Raw genomic sequence first — 14653 nt, 5'->3', positions numbered from 1 at the left:
CCGGTATCATGGGGGCATGGAGAGGCATGTTCCCGAGCCTACCTTCACCCTCGAGGGCTGGCACATCCTCCACGATTTCCGCTTTTTGGACTTCCCCGGGTGGCTTTCCGCCCCCAAGGAGGCCCGGCGGGAGGCCTGGGAGGAGCTAAAGGGCCTCCTTTCCGCCTGGGAGCGGGTGGAGGCCGAGGGGAAAGGCGCTTTTGGGGTGTACCAGGTGGTCACCCACAAGGCGGACCTCCTCTTCCTGAACCTCCGGGAGAGCCTGGACGCCCTCTTGGAGGTGGAGGAGGCCCTCAACAAGAGCGCCTTCGCCCGCTTCTTGCGCCCGGCCTACGGCTTTTACTCCGTGGTGGAGCTGGGAAGCCAGACGGGCCCCCTGGACCCCGAAAGCCCCTACGTGAAGCCCCGCCTCACCCCCAAAGTGCCCAAGGGGGGGTACGTCTGCTTCTACCCCATGAACAAGCGCCGCCAGGGCCAGGACAACTGGTACATGCTCCCCGCCAAGGAAAGGGCCCAGCTGATGAAGGCCCACGGGGAGACGGGGAGGAAGTACCAGGGGAAGGTCCTCCAGGTGATCAGCGGGGCCCAGGGCCTGGACGACTGGGAGTGGGGGGTGGACCTCTTCAGCGAGGACCCCATCCAGTTCAAGAAGATCGTCTACGAGATGCGCTTTGACGAGGTCTCGGCCCGCTTCGGCGAGTTTGGGCCCTTCTATGTGGGGAAGTACCTCTCCCAAGAGGCCCTCGCCCGCTTCCTGGGGGTAGACTGAAGGGTGTTCTGGTCCTTAAGCCTCTTCCGCCTCCTGCCCGAGTTCCGCCGCCTCGAGGCCGAGCTCCAGGAGCACCTTAAAGAGGACTTCGCCGCCCTCCTCGCCCGCTGGCAGGCCAAGGAGGGGTTCCTCCGGGCCTATAGCCTGGTGGGGTTTTCCCACGAGGCCGACCTCCTTCTCTTCCAAGGGGCCCCAAGCCCCAAGGCCCTCCAGGCCCTAAGGCGGGAGGTGAACCGGGCCCGCTTCCTGGGCTTTTTGGAGCCCAAAGCCCTCTTCCTGGACCAGGGGGAGGAGGCCCCAAGGGAAGGGTTCTTGGCCTTTTTCCCCCGGGGGCTAGAGGCGGCTACGCCGGAAGGGGTGAGGCTTTTTTCGGGGCGCCGGGTGGTCTTTCTGGAAGGTTCCTTGGAGCGCCTCTTCCCCCTGGCCGTGGCCGAAGGGGGGTATCTGGCGGCCCCCCGGGGCTTCCGGGAGGCCCTGGACGATCTGGGCTAGCGGGCGGCCCAGAGGGCGAGGAGCAAAAACCCCAAGCCCCCGAGGGCCAAGGTGAGGAGGGCGGCCTTGCGGGTCCGGGGCAGGGTCACCCGAGGAGAAGCCCGGTGAGGCTCACCAGGGCCAGGAAGGCCGCGGAGAGGTCCAGGAAAAGCTTCCAGATGCCCGGGGTGTCCCGCCCGTGCCGGGGGTCGGGATGGAAGGCGCCTCCCGTGGCCTCCTGGAGCTTAAGGGCGAGGGTCAGGACCTCCCGCATCTCCGGGCTTGGCCTGCCGCCTCCTTGGCCAAGGAGGCGGGTGAGCTCGCTTTCCCGGTGGCGGCTGAAGACCCCCTCGAGGCGGGCCACCTCCTCAAGCACCGCCCGGAAGACCCGCTCCCTGTGAAGAAAGGGGGCCTCCACCTGGACCTCCAGGAAGCTTCCCAAAACCCCTTCCCATCTGGCTCCATGCCGGCCCATGGCCTAAAGGGTAGGAGCGGGCGGTTAGCCGAGCGTTAACTTGGGTTCATGGGGCATTGGCTGGCCTACAGTTTGGGGCTCCTTTTCCTTTTGGGGCTTCTTCCCTTGTGGGAGGGGCTTGGGTTTTCCTGGCTCCGCCCCTATGCGGCGCTGGGGGCCACCCTGGCTGGGGTCCTCCTGGTGCGGCGCTTGGCGGAAACCGGCCGGGGGCTTCTCCGGGCCGCGGGGCAGGAGGGGCTTTTGCCGGGGGTGCTTCTCCTGGAGGTCCTCGGGTACCTGGGGGTGGCCGCCTTGGGTCTCGCCGCTTTGGGCTACCCGCCCACGGCCCTCCTGGCCGGGGGGGCCGTGGTGGGGGCTTTGGTGGGGCTTGCCGCCCAGACTGCCCTGGCCAACGTCTTTTCCGGCTTCCTCCTCCTTTTCAGCGGGGCGGTGCGGGTGGGGGAGGGGGTGCGGTTCCACCTGGGGGGCGTGCCCCACCAGGGGAAGGTGCAGGAGATCACCCTAAGCCACGTCTGCCTTCAGGGACCTATGGGCGAGGTCTGGGTGCCCAACGCCGCCTTGGCGGGGAGCTCGGTTTTTAAGGGGGAGGTTTTGGGCCTCGAGGCCTCCCTGCCCTCGGAGGCGGCTTGGAGGGCTTTGGAAGAGGCGTTCCCCGGGGTCCGCTTCGTGCCCAGCGCCCTGGGCCCCGGTGGGCTTAAGGGCACCCTCTACCTCCCCCGGGAGGCGGTGGACCCGGTGCTGGCCTTCCTCCAGGGGATAACCCCTGGCTAACCGCCTTGGGGAATACTGGGGGCGTGCAGGTGCTCCTTCTTGAGGACGAGCCCCACCTGGGCCGGGCGGTTTTGGGGGCCCTCAGGGCCCAGGGGTGGGGGGTCCGCTGGGCGCAAAGCCTCGAGGAGGCCCGGGAGGCCTTCTTGGAGCTGGAGCCCGACCTCCTGGTTTTGGACGTGCGGCTTCCCCTGGACCCCGACGGGGGCTTCCGCTTCGCCAAGGAGGTGCGGGAAGCGGGCTACAAGGGCCCCATCCTCTTCCTCACCGCCCGGGACGCCCTGGAGGACCGGGTCTTGGGCCTGGACCTGGGGGGGGACGATTATTTGGTGAAGCCCTTCCACCTGGAGGAGCTCCTCGCCCGGGCGCGGGCCCTTTTGCGCCGGGCTTCGGAGGTGAAGGAAAGCCGGGTGCGCCTCGGGCGCTTGGAGGTGGACCTGGCGGGGCGGGCGGCCTATTGGGAGGGGCGGCGGGTGGACCTTTCCTTGAAGGAGTTCGCCCTCCTGGAGCTTTTCGCCCTGAACCCGAGCCGGGTCTTTTCCCCCGAGGCGCTGGCGGAGAAGGTCTTCGGCGACCCCGAGAAGGTGGGGGCGGTGAAGGTCTACGTCCACTACCTGAGGCAGAAGCTTTCCCCTGAGGTGGTGCGCACCGTGCCTGGGGGGTACCGGCTTGGGAATGAGCCTTAGAACCCGCCTCGCCCTCTTCTTCGCCCTGGCCATCGGCCTCGCCCTCCTCTTCCAGGGGTCCTTGAGCTACCTGGCCTTTAAGCGCCTGGTGGAGGCGGATCTGGACCGCTCCCTCCTCTTCTACGTGGAGGCCCTTTCCCAGGGGCGGAGGCCCCCTAGAGGGGAGTTCGCCTTCCGCCTGGTCCGCGGGGAGGCCCGGCAGCAAAGCCCCAACTTCCCCGACCTCCCCGACCTCCCCCCGGGGGGCTACTGGCGGGAGGGGTGGCGGGTCTTGGTGTTGTCTGTTCCCGGGGGTACCTTGAGCGTGGCCCGGTACGACCCCGGGGCCGCCTTGGCCCTAAGCCGCTTCCGCCTGGCCCTCTTTGGGGTGGGGGCCCTCCTCACCCTGGGCTTCGCCCTCCTGGCCCAAAGCCTGGCGGGGGCCGCCCTAAGGCCCCTTTCCCGCCTCACAGAGGTGGCCCGGCGGGTGGCCGAGGCCCAGGACCTCTCCCTGCGGGTGGCCCCGGAGGGCGGGGGGGAGCTTAGGGCCTTGGCGGAGGCCTTCAACCACATGCTGGAGCGGCTACAGGCTTTTGTGGAGCGGGAAAAGCGCTTCACCCAAGACGCCGCCCACGAGCTCAGGACCCCGGTGGCCGCCGCCCTGGCCCAGCTGGAGGCGGCGGAGGCGGGCTACTTGTCCGAGGGTGAGGCCCTTCAGGCCACGAAGGAAGAACTCCTCCGCATGAAGCGGCTGGTGGAGGCCCTCCTCATCCTGGCGCGGGAAGGCCGGGTGACGCCCGTGCCCTTGGACCTCGCCGCCCTCGCCCGGGAGGAGGCCAGGGCCTTCGGGGTGCCCTACCAGGGGCCCGAAACCCTCCCCTACCAGGGCGACCCCCTCCTCCTCGCCCAGGCCCTGCGGAACCTCGTCCGAAACGCGCTCCTCCACGGGGAAGGCAAGGGGGTGGAGGTGAGGCTAGCCACGCAGGGAGACACCCTCCTTCTGGAGGTGAAGGACGAGGGGCCGGGCATGCCCGAGGAGGCCCTAAAGGCGGCGGGAAGGCCCTTCTTCCGGGCCTCGCCCAAGCCCGGGGAGGGGCTTGGGCTTTCCGTGGCCAAGAAGGTGGCCGAGGCCCATGGGGGGAGGCTGGAGCTCCTCCCCAACCGGCCCTCGGGGCTTCGGGTCCGGCTTGTCCTTCCCCTTAACGGAGCCGCTTCAGGGCCTCCTTGATGAGGTCCTGGGCCTTGGCCTTGGGGTTTTGCGCCAGGAGGTCCAGGACCGCGGCCCGGGCCTGGGCCTCCTTGAAGCCGAGGGCGGCCAGGGCCAAGATGGCCTCCTCGGCGGCGGCGCTGTCCGGTTGCTCCCCGCTTAGGAGGCTTGCGGGGACCTTGCCTTTGAGCTCCAGGGCGATCCTTTCCGCAAGCTTTCTGCCCACACCGCTGGCCGAGGCGAGGAGCTTCGTGTCCCCTTCCGCCAGGGCCCGGGCCAAAAGCTTGGGGGGAAGTTCGGAGAGAAGGGCCAGGGCCACCTTGGGGCCCACCCCGCTCACCGAGAGGAGGAGCTCAAAGAGCTTGAGGCTTGCCTCCTCGGGGAAGCCGTAGAGGAAAAGGCCCTCCTCCTTGAGCTGGAGGTGGGTGTGGACCGCCACCTCATCCCCCTCCTTCAAGGTCTTTAGGAAGGGTGCGGGGGCCTGCACCCAGAACCCCACCCCCCCCACCCGGAGGAGGAACCCCCCTTCCTCCTTCCGCAGGACCTGGCCCTGGAGGTAGCGGATCATCGGCCCTGGAAGCGGGGCGGGCGCTTCTCCCGGAAGGCCCTGACCCCTTCCTCGTGGTCCTGGGTCCGGCCCGCCTCCCCTTGGAGGATGGCCTCGAGGGAGAGGGCCTCGGTGAGGGAGAGGCGGTAGGTCTCCAGGAGGAGCTTCCGGGTGAGGACGTAGGCCCGGGTGGGCCCCTGGGCCAGGGTCTGGGCCAGGGCCAGGGCCTCCTCCAGGAGGCTTTCCGCCGGGACCACCTTGTGGACCAGGCCCAGGGCGAGGGCTTCTTCCGCCGAGAGCCTGGGGGAGAGGAAAAGAAGCTCCTGGGCCTTGCTCAGGCCCACCAGGCGGGGCAGGAGAAAGCTCATCCCCGAGTCCGGGACCAGGCCGATCCTCACGAAGGCGGTGGTGAAGCTCGCCCCCACCGCGGCCAAGCGCAGGTCTCCCCAGAGGGCGAGGCTCATCCCCGCCCCCGCCGCCGGTCCGTTCACCGCCACCACCAGGGGTTTCTCCAGGCCGCTCAAGGCCTCCACCACCCGGTTGTAGCGGCGGAGGTGGCCCTCGTAGTCGGGCTTCTCCTCGCCGAACTCGTTGAGGTCCTGCCCCGCCGAGAAGGCCTTGCCCGCCCCCGTGAGGAGGACCGCCCTCACGGAAGGGTCTTGGTTGGCCTCCTTTAGGCTTTGGTAAAGGCTTTCCAGAAGCTCGGCGGTCAGGGCGTTGAGCTTTTCAGGCCGGTTGAGGGTGAGGAGGAGCACCCCTCCCTGGCGTTCGCGAAGCACCATGCCCCCATTGTAAGGGGCGGCGCACCTACACCGGTTTTTGGTGTAGCGTAGATGAAGGGGTATACCGCCCCCCTGGAGGCGAGGCATGGAGCTCACGCTGGAAAGCCAAGGCTACCTGGAGGCCCTTTACCGGGCGTACCTGGAGGATCCCTTTTCCCTGCCGGAGGAGTGGCGGCGGTACTTCTCGGCCCTCACCCTGGAGTCCTGGGAGGACGGCCGACGAGAACCCAGGCCCCCGGTGCCCATGGCCGAGGCCGTGGACGGCGCCTTCCTCCTCAAGGTGGAGGCCTTGCGCCAGGCCTACCGGGAGCTCGGGCACCTGGCGGCCCGGACCGACCCCTTGGGTCGGGAGCGGCCGAGGCCCAAGGCGCTTTCCCTCGAGGCCCACGGCCTCTCCCCGGAGGACCTGAAAAGGCCCCTTCCCCCCCTCTTCGGCGCCCCCACCCTGGGGGAGCTCCTTGAGCGCCTCGAGGCCACCTACCTGGGCCCCGTGGGGTTTGAGCTGGCCCACGTGGAACCCGAGGAAAGGGCGTGGCTCCTTTCCCGGATTGAGGCCCCTTGGCCCAAGCCCGCCCCCGAGGTGCGGCGGCGGGTCTTGCGGAGCCTCCTCCAGGCGAGCCTTTTTGAGGCCTTCCTCCAACGGAAGTACCTGGGGGCCAAGACCTTCAGCGTGGAGGGCCTGGAAAGCCTCATCCCCCTCCTCCAGGAGGCGGTCCAGGAGGCGGCCCGCTTCGGGGTGCGGGAGGTGGTCTTGGGCATGGCCCACCGGGGCCGGCTCAACGTCCTGGCCCACGTGGTGGAGAAGCCCTTTGAGGCGATCTTCCGGGAGTTTGAGGAGCTCTTCCCCGAGGGGTACGTGGGGGACGTGAAGTACCACCTGGGCCACTCCACGGACGTGGAGACCCCTTTCGGCAAGGTGCACATCTCCCTCAACTTCAACCCGAGCCACCTGGAGTTCGTGAACCCCGTGGCCCTGGGGAGGGTTCGGGCCAAGCAGGACCGCTTCGGCGACCGGGAGAGGAAGCGGGGCCTCGCCGTCTTGGTCCACGGGGACGCGGCCTTCATCGGAGAGGGGATCGTCCAGGAGACCCTAAACCTCTCCCAGCTTCCCGGCTACCGGGTGGGGGGCACCCTCCACATCGTGGCCAACAACCAGCTGGGCTTCACCACCCTGCCCTCGGAGTACACCTCCGGCCGCTACCCCACGGACATCGCCAAGATGGTGGGGGCGCCCATCTTCCACGTGAACGCCGAGGCCCTGGACGAGCTCCTCTTCGTCCTCGCCCTCGCCCTGGAGTACCGGAGCCGCTACGGCAAGGACGTGGTCCTTGACCTGGTGGGCTACCGCCGCCGCGGGCACAACGAGACGGACGAGCCCACCTTCACCCAAGCCCCCATGTACGCCCTCATCGCCAAGAAGCCCGAGCCCTGGCGGGTCTACGCCGAGAGGCTCTTGGCGGAGGGCCTGGTCTCCGAGGAGGAGCTTAAGGCCTGGGAGGAGGCCTACCTGGAGCGGCTGGAAAGCGAGTTCGCCCGGGTGAAGGCCGAGGCCACCCCCGTGGTCTACAGCGCCCTGGGCGGGGTGTGGCAGGGCTACGTGGGGGGGCCCGACCACCTGGTGCCCGAGGCGGACACCTCCTTCCCCAAGGAGGGGCTTAAGAACCTCCTGTTGCGGCTTAGCTCGGTGCCGGAGGGCTTCCAGGTGCACCCCAAGCTCAAGCGCTTCCTCGAGGCCCGCCGGGAGATGGCCGAGGAGAAGCGGCCCGTGGACTGGGCCGCCGCCGAGGCCCTGGCCTTCGCCACCTTGGCGGTGGAGGGGCACCGGGTGCGCCTCACGGGCCAGGACGCCCTTCGGGGCACCTTCACCCAGCGCCACGCTGCCCTTTACGACCACCGCACCGGGGAGCGCTACATTCCCCTCCAGCACCTGGCCGAGGGCCAGGCGGAGGTGGAGATTTACAACTCCCCCCTCTCCGAGGCCGGGGTCTTGGGGTTTGAGTACGGCTACAGCCTGGACTACCCCGAGGGCCTCGTCCTCTGGGAGGCCCAGTTCGGGGACTTCGTCAACGTGGCCCAGGTCTACATAGACCAGTTCCTGGCGAGCGCCGAGGCCAAGTGGCAACGGCTTTCCGGGCTTGTGCTCCTCCTGCCCCATGGTCTCGAGGGCCAAGGCCCCGAGCACTCCTCCGCGAGGCTAGAGCGCTTCTTGCAGCTTGGGGCCAAGGACAACCTCCAGGTGGCCTACCCCACCACCCCCGCCCAGTTCTTCCACCTCCTCCGCCGCCAGGTGAAGCGGAAGATCCGCAAGCCCCTGGTGGTCATGACCCCCAAGAGCCTCCTTCGCCACCCCGAGGTGGTTTCCGCCCTGGAGGAGCTTGCGGAGGGGCGCTTCCAGAAGGTGATCCCGGAGAGGGTCAAGGGGGCGCGGAAGGTCCTCCTCACCTCGGGCAAGGTCTACTACGACCTCCTGCAGAAGCGCAAGGAGCTTCAGGCGGAGGACGTGGCCATCCTGAGGCTGGAACTCCTCTACCCCTTCCCCGAGGCCGAGCTCAAGGAGGCCCTGGGCTTCTACCCCAAGAAGGTGCCGGTGGTCTACGTGCAGGAGGAACCCATCAACCAGGGGGCCTGGTGGTACCTCTCCGCCCGCTTCTGCGGGGAGATCTACGGCCACCCCTTCTCCGTGGTGGCCCGGCCCGAGTCCCCAAGCCCCGCCGTGGGTTCCTCCAAGGTCCACAAGCTGGAGCAGGAAGAGCTTTTAGAGGAAGCGTTCAGGTAAGGAGGTAGCCGTGCAGGAACTCAAGGTGCCCTCCGTGGGCGAAAGCATCGTAGAAGTGGAGATCGGCGCTTGGCTCAAGAAGGAAGGGGAAAGCTTCGCCCAGGACGAGCCTTTGGTGGAGCTCATCACCGACAAGGCCACCCTGGAGCTCCCCGCCCCCTTCGCCGGGACCCTGAAGCGGATCCTGAAGCAGACCGGGGAGACCGCCCGGGTGGGGGAGGCCATCGCCCTTCTCGAGGCGGGGGCAGCGGAGGCGAAGCCCCAGGCCCAGGCCCCCGCCGAGGCCCCCAAGGAGCCCGCCCAAGGGCCTCTTGCCATGCCCGCCGCCGAGCGCCTCATGCAGGAAAAGGGCGTCTTCCCGGCGGAGGTCCAGGGGACGGGCCTTGGGGGGCGGATCCTCAAGGAGGACGTGCTGCGCCACCTGGAGAGCGCCCCCGCCAAGCCCCAGGAAGCCCCGCCCCCTCCCCCCGCCCGCCCCGCGCCCCCGCCCTCCACCCCCACGCAGGCCCCCGCCGACAGGCCCTGGCGGGTGAGCGAGGCGGTGCCCATGACGCCCCTTCGCCGCCGGATCGCCGAGCGCCTCCTCATGGTCCGACAGACCACGGCCATGCTCACCACCTTCAACGAGGCGGACATGTCGGCGGTCATCGCCCTTAGGAAGGAGTTGGGCGAGGCCTTCCAGAAGAAGCACGGGGTCAAGCTGGGCTTCATGAGCTTCTTCGTCAAGGCCGTGGTCCAGGCCCTCAAGGAGATCCCCGAGCTCAACGCCGAGATCCGGGACAACCACATCGTCTACCACCGCTACTACGACATTGGCATCGCCGTGGGCGGGGGCGAGGGGCTGGTGGTGCCGGTGATCCGCGACGCCGACCGCCTCTCCTTCGCCGAGATTGAGCGGCAGATCGCCGACTTCGCCGAAAGGGCCCGCACCAAGAAGCTCAAGCCCGAGGAGCTCATGGGGGGCACCTTCACCATCACCAACGGGGGGATCTACGGCTCCTTGAACTCCACCCCCCTCCTCAACCCACCCCAGGTGGGCATCCTGGGCATGCACGCCATCCAGGAAAGGCCCGTGGCCCGGGACGGCCAGGTGGTCATAAGGCCCATGATGTACCTGGCCCTCTCCTACGATCACCGCATCGTGGACGGGCGGGAGGCGGTGACCTTCCTCCGCCGGGTGAAGGAGCTCATTGAAAACCCGGTCCGCCTGCTTCTGGAGGTGTAGCGTGTACGATCTCCTGGTCATCGGCGCTGGCCCCGGCGGGTATGTGGCCGCCATCAGGGCCGCCCAGCTGGGGATGAAGGTGGGGGTGGTGGAGAAGGAGAGGGCCCTCGGGGGGACCTGCCTCCGGGTGGGGTGCATCCCCTCCAAGGCCCTCCTAGAGACCACCGAGCGGATCTACGAGGTGAAAAAGGGCCTCCTTGGGGCCAAGGTGAAGGGCTTTAGCCTGGACCTTCCCGCCCTCATGGTCCACAAGGACAAGGTGGTCCAGGCCAACACCCAAGGCATTGAGTTCCTCTTCAAGAAAAACGGCATCGCCCGCCACCAGGGCACGGCCCGCTTCCTCTCGGAGCGGAAGGTCCTGGTGGAGGAAACGGGAGAGGAGCTAGAAGCCCGCTTCATCCTCATCGCTACAGGCTCTACCCCCCTCATCCCCCCTTGGGCCCAGGTGGACTACGAAAGGGTGGTGACCTCCACCGAGGCCCTTTCCTTCCCCGAGGTGCCGAAGAGGCTCATCGTGGTGGGGGGCGGGGTGATCGGGCTGGAGCTTGGCGTGGTCTGGCACCGCCTGGGGGCGGAGGTCCTCGTCCTGGAGTACATGGACCGGATCCTCCCCACCATGGACGCCGAGCTTTCCCGGGCGGCGGAAAGGGTCTTCAAGAAGGAAGGCCTCGCCATCCGCACCGGGGTGCGGGTTACCGCCGTGGTGCCCCAGGCCAAGGGGGCCCGGGTGGAGCTGGAGGGGGGCGAGGTCCTCGAGGCGGACCGGGTCCTCGTGGCCGTGGGCCGGAGGCCCTACACCGAGGGGCTTTCCCTGGAAAACGCCGGGCTTTCCACGGACGAGCGGGGGAGGATCCCCGTGGACGAGCACTTAAGGACCCGTGTGCCCCACATCTACGCCATCGGGGACGTCATAAGGGGCCCCATGCTGGCCCATAAGGCCAGCGAAGAGGGCATCGCCGCCGTGGAGCACATGGCCACGGGGTTTGGCCACGTGGACTACCAGGCCATCCCCAGCGTGGTCTACACCCACCCCGAGATCGCCGGGGTAGGCTACACCGAGGAGGAACTAAGGGAGAAGGGCATCCCCTACAAGGTGGGGAAGTTCCCCTACTCCGCCAGCGGCCGCGCCCGGGCCATGGGGGAGACGGAGGGCTTCGTCAAGGTCCTGGCCCACGCCAAGACGGACCGCATCCTGGGGGTCCACGCCATCGGGGCCCGGGCGGGGGACATCCTGGCCGAGGCCAGCTTGGCCATCTTCTTCAAGGCCAGCGCCGAGGACTTAGGCCGCGCCCCCCACGCCCACCCCTCCCTTTCCGAGATCCTCAAGGAGGCCGCCTTGGCGGCGTGGGAGAAGCCCATTCACCTCTAGGGCGCTCGCAGCGCCAGGCTTAGGCGGTAGGGGCCCAGGCTCCAGGTGCCCAGGAGAAGGTGAAGGGGCGCCTGGAGCCTGAGGTTTTCCTCGCGGCTATAGAGGAGCAGGAGGAAGCGCTCCGGGCTGGCCTCGAGGGGAAGCTCCACCCAGCCCTCGGGGCCGGTGAGCCGCGGGTGGGTCTGCCGGATGGGCAGGCGGTTGGGGGCTATTTCCTGGAGTAGAACCAGGACCCCCGGCAAGGGCACACCGGCTTTGGCCACCTCTATTCGCAAGGACCAGGCGGGCTTGGGTTCCTCGGGGGGCCTGGGCCGGGGAACGGGCGCTTGGGCCAGGGCGAGCCCTAGGAGTAGCAAGAACAGAAGAGCTTTGCAACGCATAGGCCTCCTTTTTGCCGAAAGGGCCCCCGGGTCAGACCGGGGGCCCCAACCGGGTATCGCCTACTGGCCGAGGAGGATATCCAGGCTGGCCTTGGCGTCCACCAGGCCGTAGCCGTACTGCCCCCCGGCGGCGTAGTCGGGCTTGGCGGCCTGGGCGGTGAGTGTGGCGTTGGCCCCTTGCTCCAGGGTGAGGCGGATGGCTTCTGGGGTGGCGCTGGGCTTGGCGGAGAGGAGGAGGGCCACCACCCCGGTCACGTGGGGGGAAGCCATGGAGGTGCCTTGCAGGAAGGCGTAGGGGTCGCCGGGGTTTTGGGCCACGGGCACCGTGGAGAGGATCGCCGCCCCAGGAGCCACCACGGTCACGTAGGGGCCGGCGTTGGAGAAGCCCGCCCGGCGGTTGTCGTTGCTGCTGGCCCCCACGCCGATGACCCCGGGGATAAGGGTGCTGTAGCTCACCGGGTAGGAGGGCCGGTTGCCCGAGCGGTAGCTGTTACCGGCGGAAAAGACGTAGACCACCCCCTTGCCCGTGCCGTACTGCAGGACGTCCAGGAAGGCCTTGCTCCGGGCCCCGGAGCCCCAGGAGTTGTTCACCACCTTCGCCCCGCAGTCGGCGGCGTACTTGAGGGCCCGGACCAGCATGTAGTTGGTGCCGCCGAAGTAGCCAAGGCCCCGCAGGGCCATGAGCTTGGCCTCGGGGGCCACGCCCACCACCCCTTGCCCGTTGGCCGCGGCGGCGATGGTGCCCGCCACGTGGGTGCCGTGGCCGCCGGAGTCGGACGGGTCGGGGTCGTCGTCCACGAAATCGTAGCCGTGGAGGCCGGGGCAGGTAGCACTATTGGGGTTGGGGTTGGTCCAAAGGTTGGCCTGGAGATCGGGGTGGGTTAGGTCTATCCCCTCGTCCACCACGGCCACCACCACCCCCTGGCCCCGGTAGCCCTGGTCCCAGACTTTCGGGGCCCGGATGCGGTGGATGCCCCAGAGGTAAGGGACGTTGGTGTAGGACGTGCCGTCCGCCCCTGTGGCCGCCAAGGGGTCCCCCGGCGGAACGTTGGTGAAGTAGGGGTCGGTCACGTTATCCGAGTAGGCCTGGGGTCTTAGACCCTGGGGCTTCTGGGGCAGGCTTAGCGTGGAAAGGACCTCCCGGGCAGGGTTGGTCACCCAGTAGTTGGGCTCGGCGTACTCCACCTCGGGGTGTGCGCTGTACGCCTGGATATAGGCTTCCTCTTGGCCTTCGGGGACCTTCACCCGCACCAGGCTTCCCCAAGCGGGGTCGGAGAGGCTTTGAACGGCCACGCTCTGCCCCAAGGGGGCTAGGTTTTGTGGGTGGAGGCCGGGCTTGTACTTCACCAGGATCTCCCCCGCCACCGCGGGCTCGCCCCCGATGGAGGTGAGCCGGGGCCCGAGGGAGGGCGTCTGGGTTTGCGGGTTTTGGCCGCAGGCGGCAAGCAGTAGAACAAGAGGGATCAGGTTCTTCCAGAAGCGCATGGCTACCTCCTTACTGGACCGTGAAGGAGCGGGTTTCGCTCACGCTTTCCCGGTAACCGTTTTGTAGGAGGTCCTGGTAGGCGGCCTGGGGACCGGGAAGGTACCCCAGGGTTTCCCGGAAGGCCCGGGCCAGCTCGCCTCGGTAGCGGTTGACCGGGGAGGTCTGGAGGCCCTTCAGGCGTGGGTAGTGGTTTAGGTCCACGTAAAGCCTGGCTTGCAAGGCTGCGGGGTCCATGCCGATGTAGTCCAGTATCTCCGTCTGGTCGTCGGTGTAGACGTCCCAGAAGTAAGTGGCCCCGCTTTGTAGGCCGATGGGCACGGTGATGGAGGTGTTGGGGGTGAAGCCCGCCCAGACCAGGGCGCCTTGGGCATCGTACACCGAGACCACGTAGACCTTGGCCCCGTTCACCGGGTTCCAGGAGAGGGTGGGGTTGGTGCCTAGGGTCGCCCCGTCGTTTACCTGGAGCTTGGGGGTGTCCAGGAAGGTGGCGGTGAGGCCTTGGTTGAGGTTGGTGCCGTCCCGCCACTGGTAAACAAAGGAAGCGTCTTGGAGAGTGAACGTGTTGGGGTCAAAGCGTAAGGCCCCATGGGAAAGGGAGATTTGCTGGGAGGTGGTTCCCGAGGAAATCTTGTATACCCGGAGGGTCTTGGAGCTTTCTCCGAAGAAGTAATACTGCCCCAGCTCTACCTCCCCCGAGTGGATGGCGTGAACAAAGGAAGGTATGCTTACGGCGTACGCGTTCCAGCTGCTGTCGTTGGGGTTAAAGTGGAACCCGGAAAGGCCGGAGTAATCGTGGGTTACCTGGAGGGAAACGACCCGGCTGGAGTTGATCCCGGGGTCAAAGGCCTCTAGGGCCACGTTTTGGGAAGTGGTGGAGCCGTTCAGGTACACCCTGACCTCAGGGATGTATTGGAACTCGCTCCAGTAGTACTCGGTGGCGGTGTTGCAATTCCCCGTATCGGTTCCCGTGTAGTTTCCGGCCCAAAGGCTTCCTGAAGCGGCGTAGAGGTTGTTGGTGGAGGTCACGGGGATCTGGTACTGGCCGCTGCCGTCGGTGGTTACGGTGCGGGAACCCCCGAAGACCACCAGGCCGTCCTCGCAAGGGGTGGGCGGGTCAAAAAGCTGGGAAAGCCCTCTTGGGGTAGTGCTCGCCACCGGGTTGCCGTCTAGGGTCACCGTGCCCGCCACGTACCCCGTGCGCGCGGGGTAGCCGGGGAGCGTCCTCGAGGCCGGGGCCGGGAGGTAGATGTTCATCTCCGAGGCGGCCCCGTAGGGAGACTTGTAGGCGGCCACGGGGACGTTCTCGTAGGTGAGGGCGGCCATTCCCTGGCCCGCCGGGGGGATGACGGTGAGGGTGAAGGTCTGGGCGTTGCCCGGGATTTGGAGCGCAAAACCCCCGTCCAGACCGGTGGTGGCCTGGAGGGTCTGGTTGCTCACCTTCACCACCACCTTGGCCCCGTGGACCGGCTGCCCTCCGGCGCTGGAGCTGGTGAAGACGTGGCCTTGGAGGCCTTGAGGGGGAGGCGGGGGCGGAGGCGTGCAGGCCCAAAGGCCAAGGGCCAAAAGGCTTAGGGTTGCCAAACCGCGTCCTTTCATAGCTTCCCTCCTCGTGAGGTACGGCTTCCAGTATACTAGACCCCGAAACCCGATCAAGGGGATTTTTGCAGGACTTTACCCACATCTCCGTTTCGTGGTAAATCTCCCCTTGCGGGCGCAGCCCGTATCTGGTACCG

14 protein-coding genes are annotated in these 14653 nt (G+C 67.8%); 8 read left to right on the top strand and 6 right to left on the bottom strand.

The features are described 5' to 3' along the window. The first annotated feature begins 16 nt into the window (after positions 1–16). A complete protein-coding gene (gene hemQ / locus IEX93_RS05615; RefSeq protein WP_188847266.1) occupies positions 17–769 on the top strand; it encodes a hydrogen peroxide-dependent heme synthase in 753 nt (250 codons plus the stop codon). Positions 770–772: 3 nt separating this feature from the next. Beyond that, complete coding sequence (locus tag IEX93_RS05610; protein ID WP_188847265.1) at positions 773–1261, top strand: chlorite dismutase family protein; 489 nt, start codon at positions 773–775, stop codon at positions 1259–1261. 85 nt (positions 1262–1346) lie between these two features. Here IEX93_RS05610 and IEX93_RS05605 read toward each other — a convergent pair whose 3' ends face one another. Beyond that, positions 1347–1715, bottom strand: coding sequence for an FAD:protein FMN transferase (locus IEX93_RS05605; RefSeq protein WP_188847264.1), 369 nt, complete (start codon positions 1713–1715; stop codon positions 1347–1349). 48 nt (positions 1716–1763) lie between these two features. On the opposite strand from IEX93_RS05605, the gene IEX93_RS05600 reads away from it, so the two are divergent. Genes IEX93_RS05600 through IEX93_RS05590 form a run of 3 tightly spaced genes read left to right on the top strand, consistent with a single transcriptional unit; the run spans position 1764 to position 4376 of the window. Continuing rightward, a complete protein-coding gene (locus tag IEX93_RS05600; protein WP_188847263.1) occupies positions 1764–2486 on the top strand; it encodes a mechanosensitive ion channel family protein in 723 nt (240 codons plus the stop codon). 23 nt (positions 2487–2509) lie between these two features. Then, positions 2510–3169 (top strand): response regulator transcription factor, encoded by a 660-nt coding sequence (locus IEX93_RS05595; protein ID WP_188847262.1) that lies wholly within the window; start codon positions 2510–2512, stop codon positions 3167–3169. Then, positions 3159–4376 (top strand): sensor histidine kinase, encoded by a 1218-nt coding sequence (locus IEX93_RS05590; RefSeq protein ID WP_188847261.1) that lies wholly within the window; start codon positions 3159–3161, stop codon positions 4374–4376. The genes IEX93_RS05595 and IEX93_RS05590 overlap by 11 nt, the downstream gene beginning before the upstream one ends. On the opposite strand, the gene ruvA is transcribed toward IEX93_RS05590, so the two are convergent. Continuing rightward, complete coding sequence (gene ruvA / locus IEX93_RS05585) at positions 4348–4923, bottom strand: Holliday junction branch migration protein RuvA (protein ID WP_188847260.1); 576 nt, start codon at positions 4921–4923, stop codon at positions 4348–4350. The two genes, IEX93_RS05590 and ruvA, sit on opposite strands and share 29 nt — an antisense overlap. Continuing rightward, on the bottom strand, positions 4920–5684 hold the full coding sequence (locus tag IEX93_RS05580; protein WP_188847259.1) for an enoyl-CoA hydratase/isomerase family protein: 765 nt from the start codon (positions 5682–5684) through the stop codon (positions 4920–4922). The genes ruvA and IEX93_RS05580 overlap by 4 nt, the downstream gene beginning before the upstream one ends. Before the next feature lie 85 nt (positions 5685–5769). On the opposite strand from IEX93_RS05580, the gene IEX93_RS05575 reads away from it, so the two are divergent. The 3 genes from IEX93_RS05575 to lpdA are packed head-to-tail and all read left to right on the top strand — an operon-like array spanning position 5770 to position 11054. Continuing rightward, positions 5770–8460, top strand: a complete 2691-nt coding sequence (locus IEX93_RS05575) for a 2-oxoglutarate dehydrogenase E1 component (RefSeq protein ID WP_188847258.1) — start codon at positions 5770–5772, stop codon at positions 8458–8460. Between the two features lie 10 nt (positions 8461–8470). Continuing rightward, the gene (gene odhB / locus IEX93_RS05570) at positions 8471–9685 is read left to right on the top strand and encodes a 2-oxoglutarate dehydrogenase complex dihydrolipoyllysine-residue succinyltransferase (protein ID WP_188847257.1); all 1215 of its coding nucleotides are present in this window, start codon (positions 8471–8473) and stop codon (positions 9683–9685) included. A 1-nt stretch (position 9686) separates the two neighbouring features. After that, positions 9687–11054, top strand: a complete 1368-nt coding sequence (gene lpdA / locus IEX93_RS05565; protein ID WP_188847256.1) for a dihydrolipoyl dehydrogenase — start codon at positions 9687–9689, stop codon at positions 11052–11054. Here the strand turns inward: lpdA and IEX93_RS05560 are convergent. The 3 genes from IEX93_RS05560 to IEX93_RS05550 are packed head-to-tail and all read right to left on the bottom strand — an operon-like array spanning position 11051 to position 14516. Then, positions 11051–11434 (bottom strand): hypothetical protein, encoded by a 384-nt coding sequence (locus IEX93_RS05560; RefSeq protein ID WP_188847255.1) that lies wholly within the window; start codon positions 11432–11434, stop codon positions 11051–11053. The genes lpdA and IEX93_RS05560 overlap by 4 nt on opposite strands. 60 nt (positions 11435–11494) lie before the next feature. Then, positions 11495–12919 carry a S8 family peptidase gene (locus IEX93_RS05555; protein ID WP_188847254.1) on the bottom strand — a complete coding sequence of 475 codons (1425 nt, stop codon included), beginning with the start codon at positions 12917–12919 and terminating at the stop codon, positions 11495–11497. A gap of 10 nt (positions 12920–12929) precedes the next feature. After that, positions 12930–14516 carry a hypothetical protein gene (locus IEX93_RS05550; RefSeq protein ID WP_188847253.1) on the bottom strand — a complete coding sequence of 529 codons (1587 nt, stop codon included), beginning with the start codon at positions 14514–14516 and terminating at the stop codon, positions 12930–12932. Positions 14517–14653 lie beyond the last annotated feature (137 nt).

It is taken from the genome of Thermus composti (assembly GCF_014647535.1).
GTDB lineage: Bacteria > Deinococcota > Deinococci > Deinococcales > Thermaceae > Thermus > Thermus composti.
The sequence above is the reverse complement of the archived record's forward strand: the minus strand, read 5'-3'. Positions and strand labels throughout refer to the sequence as shown.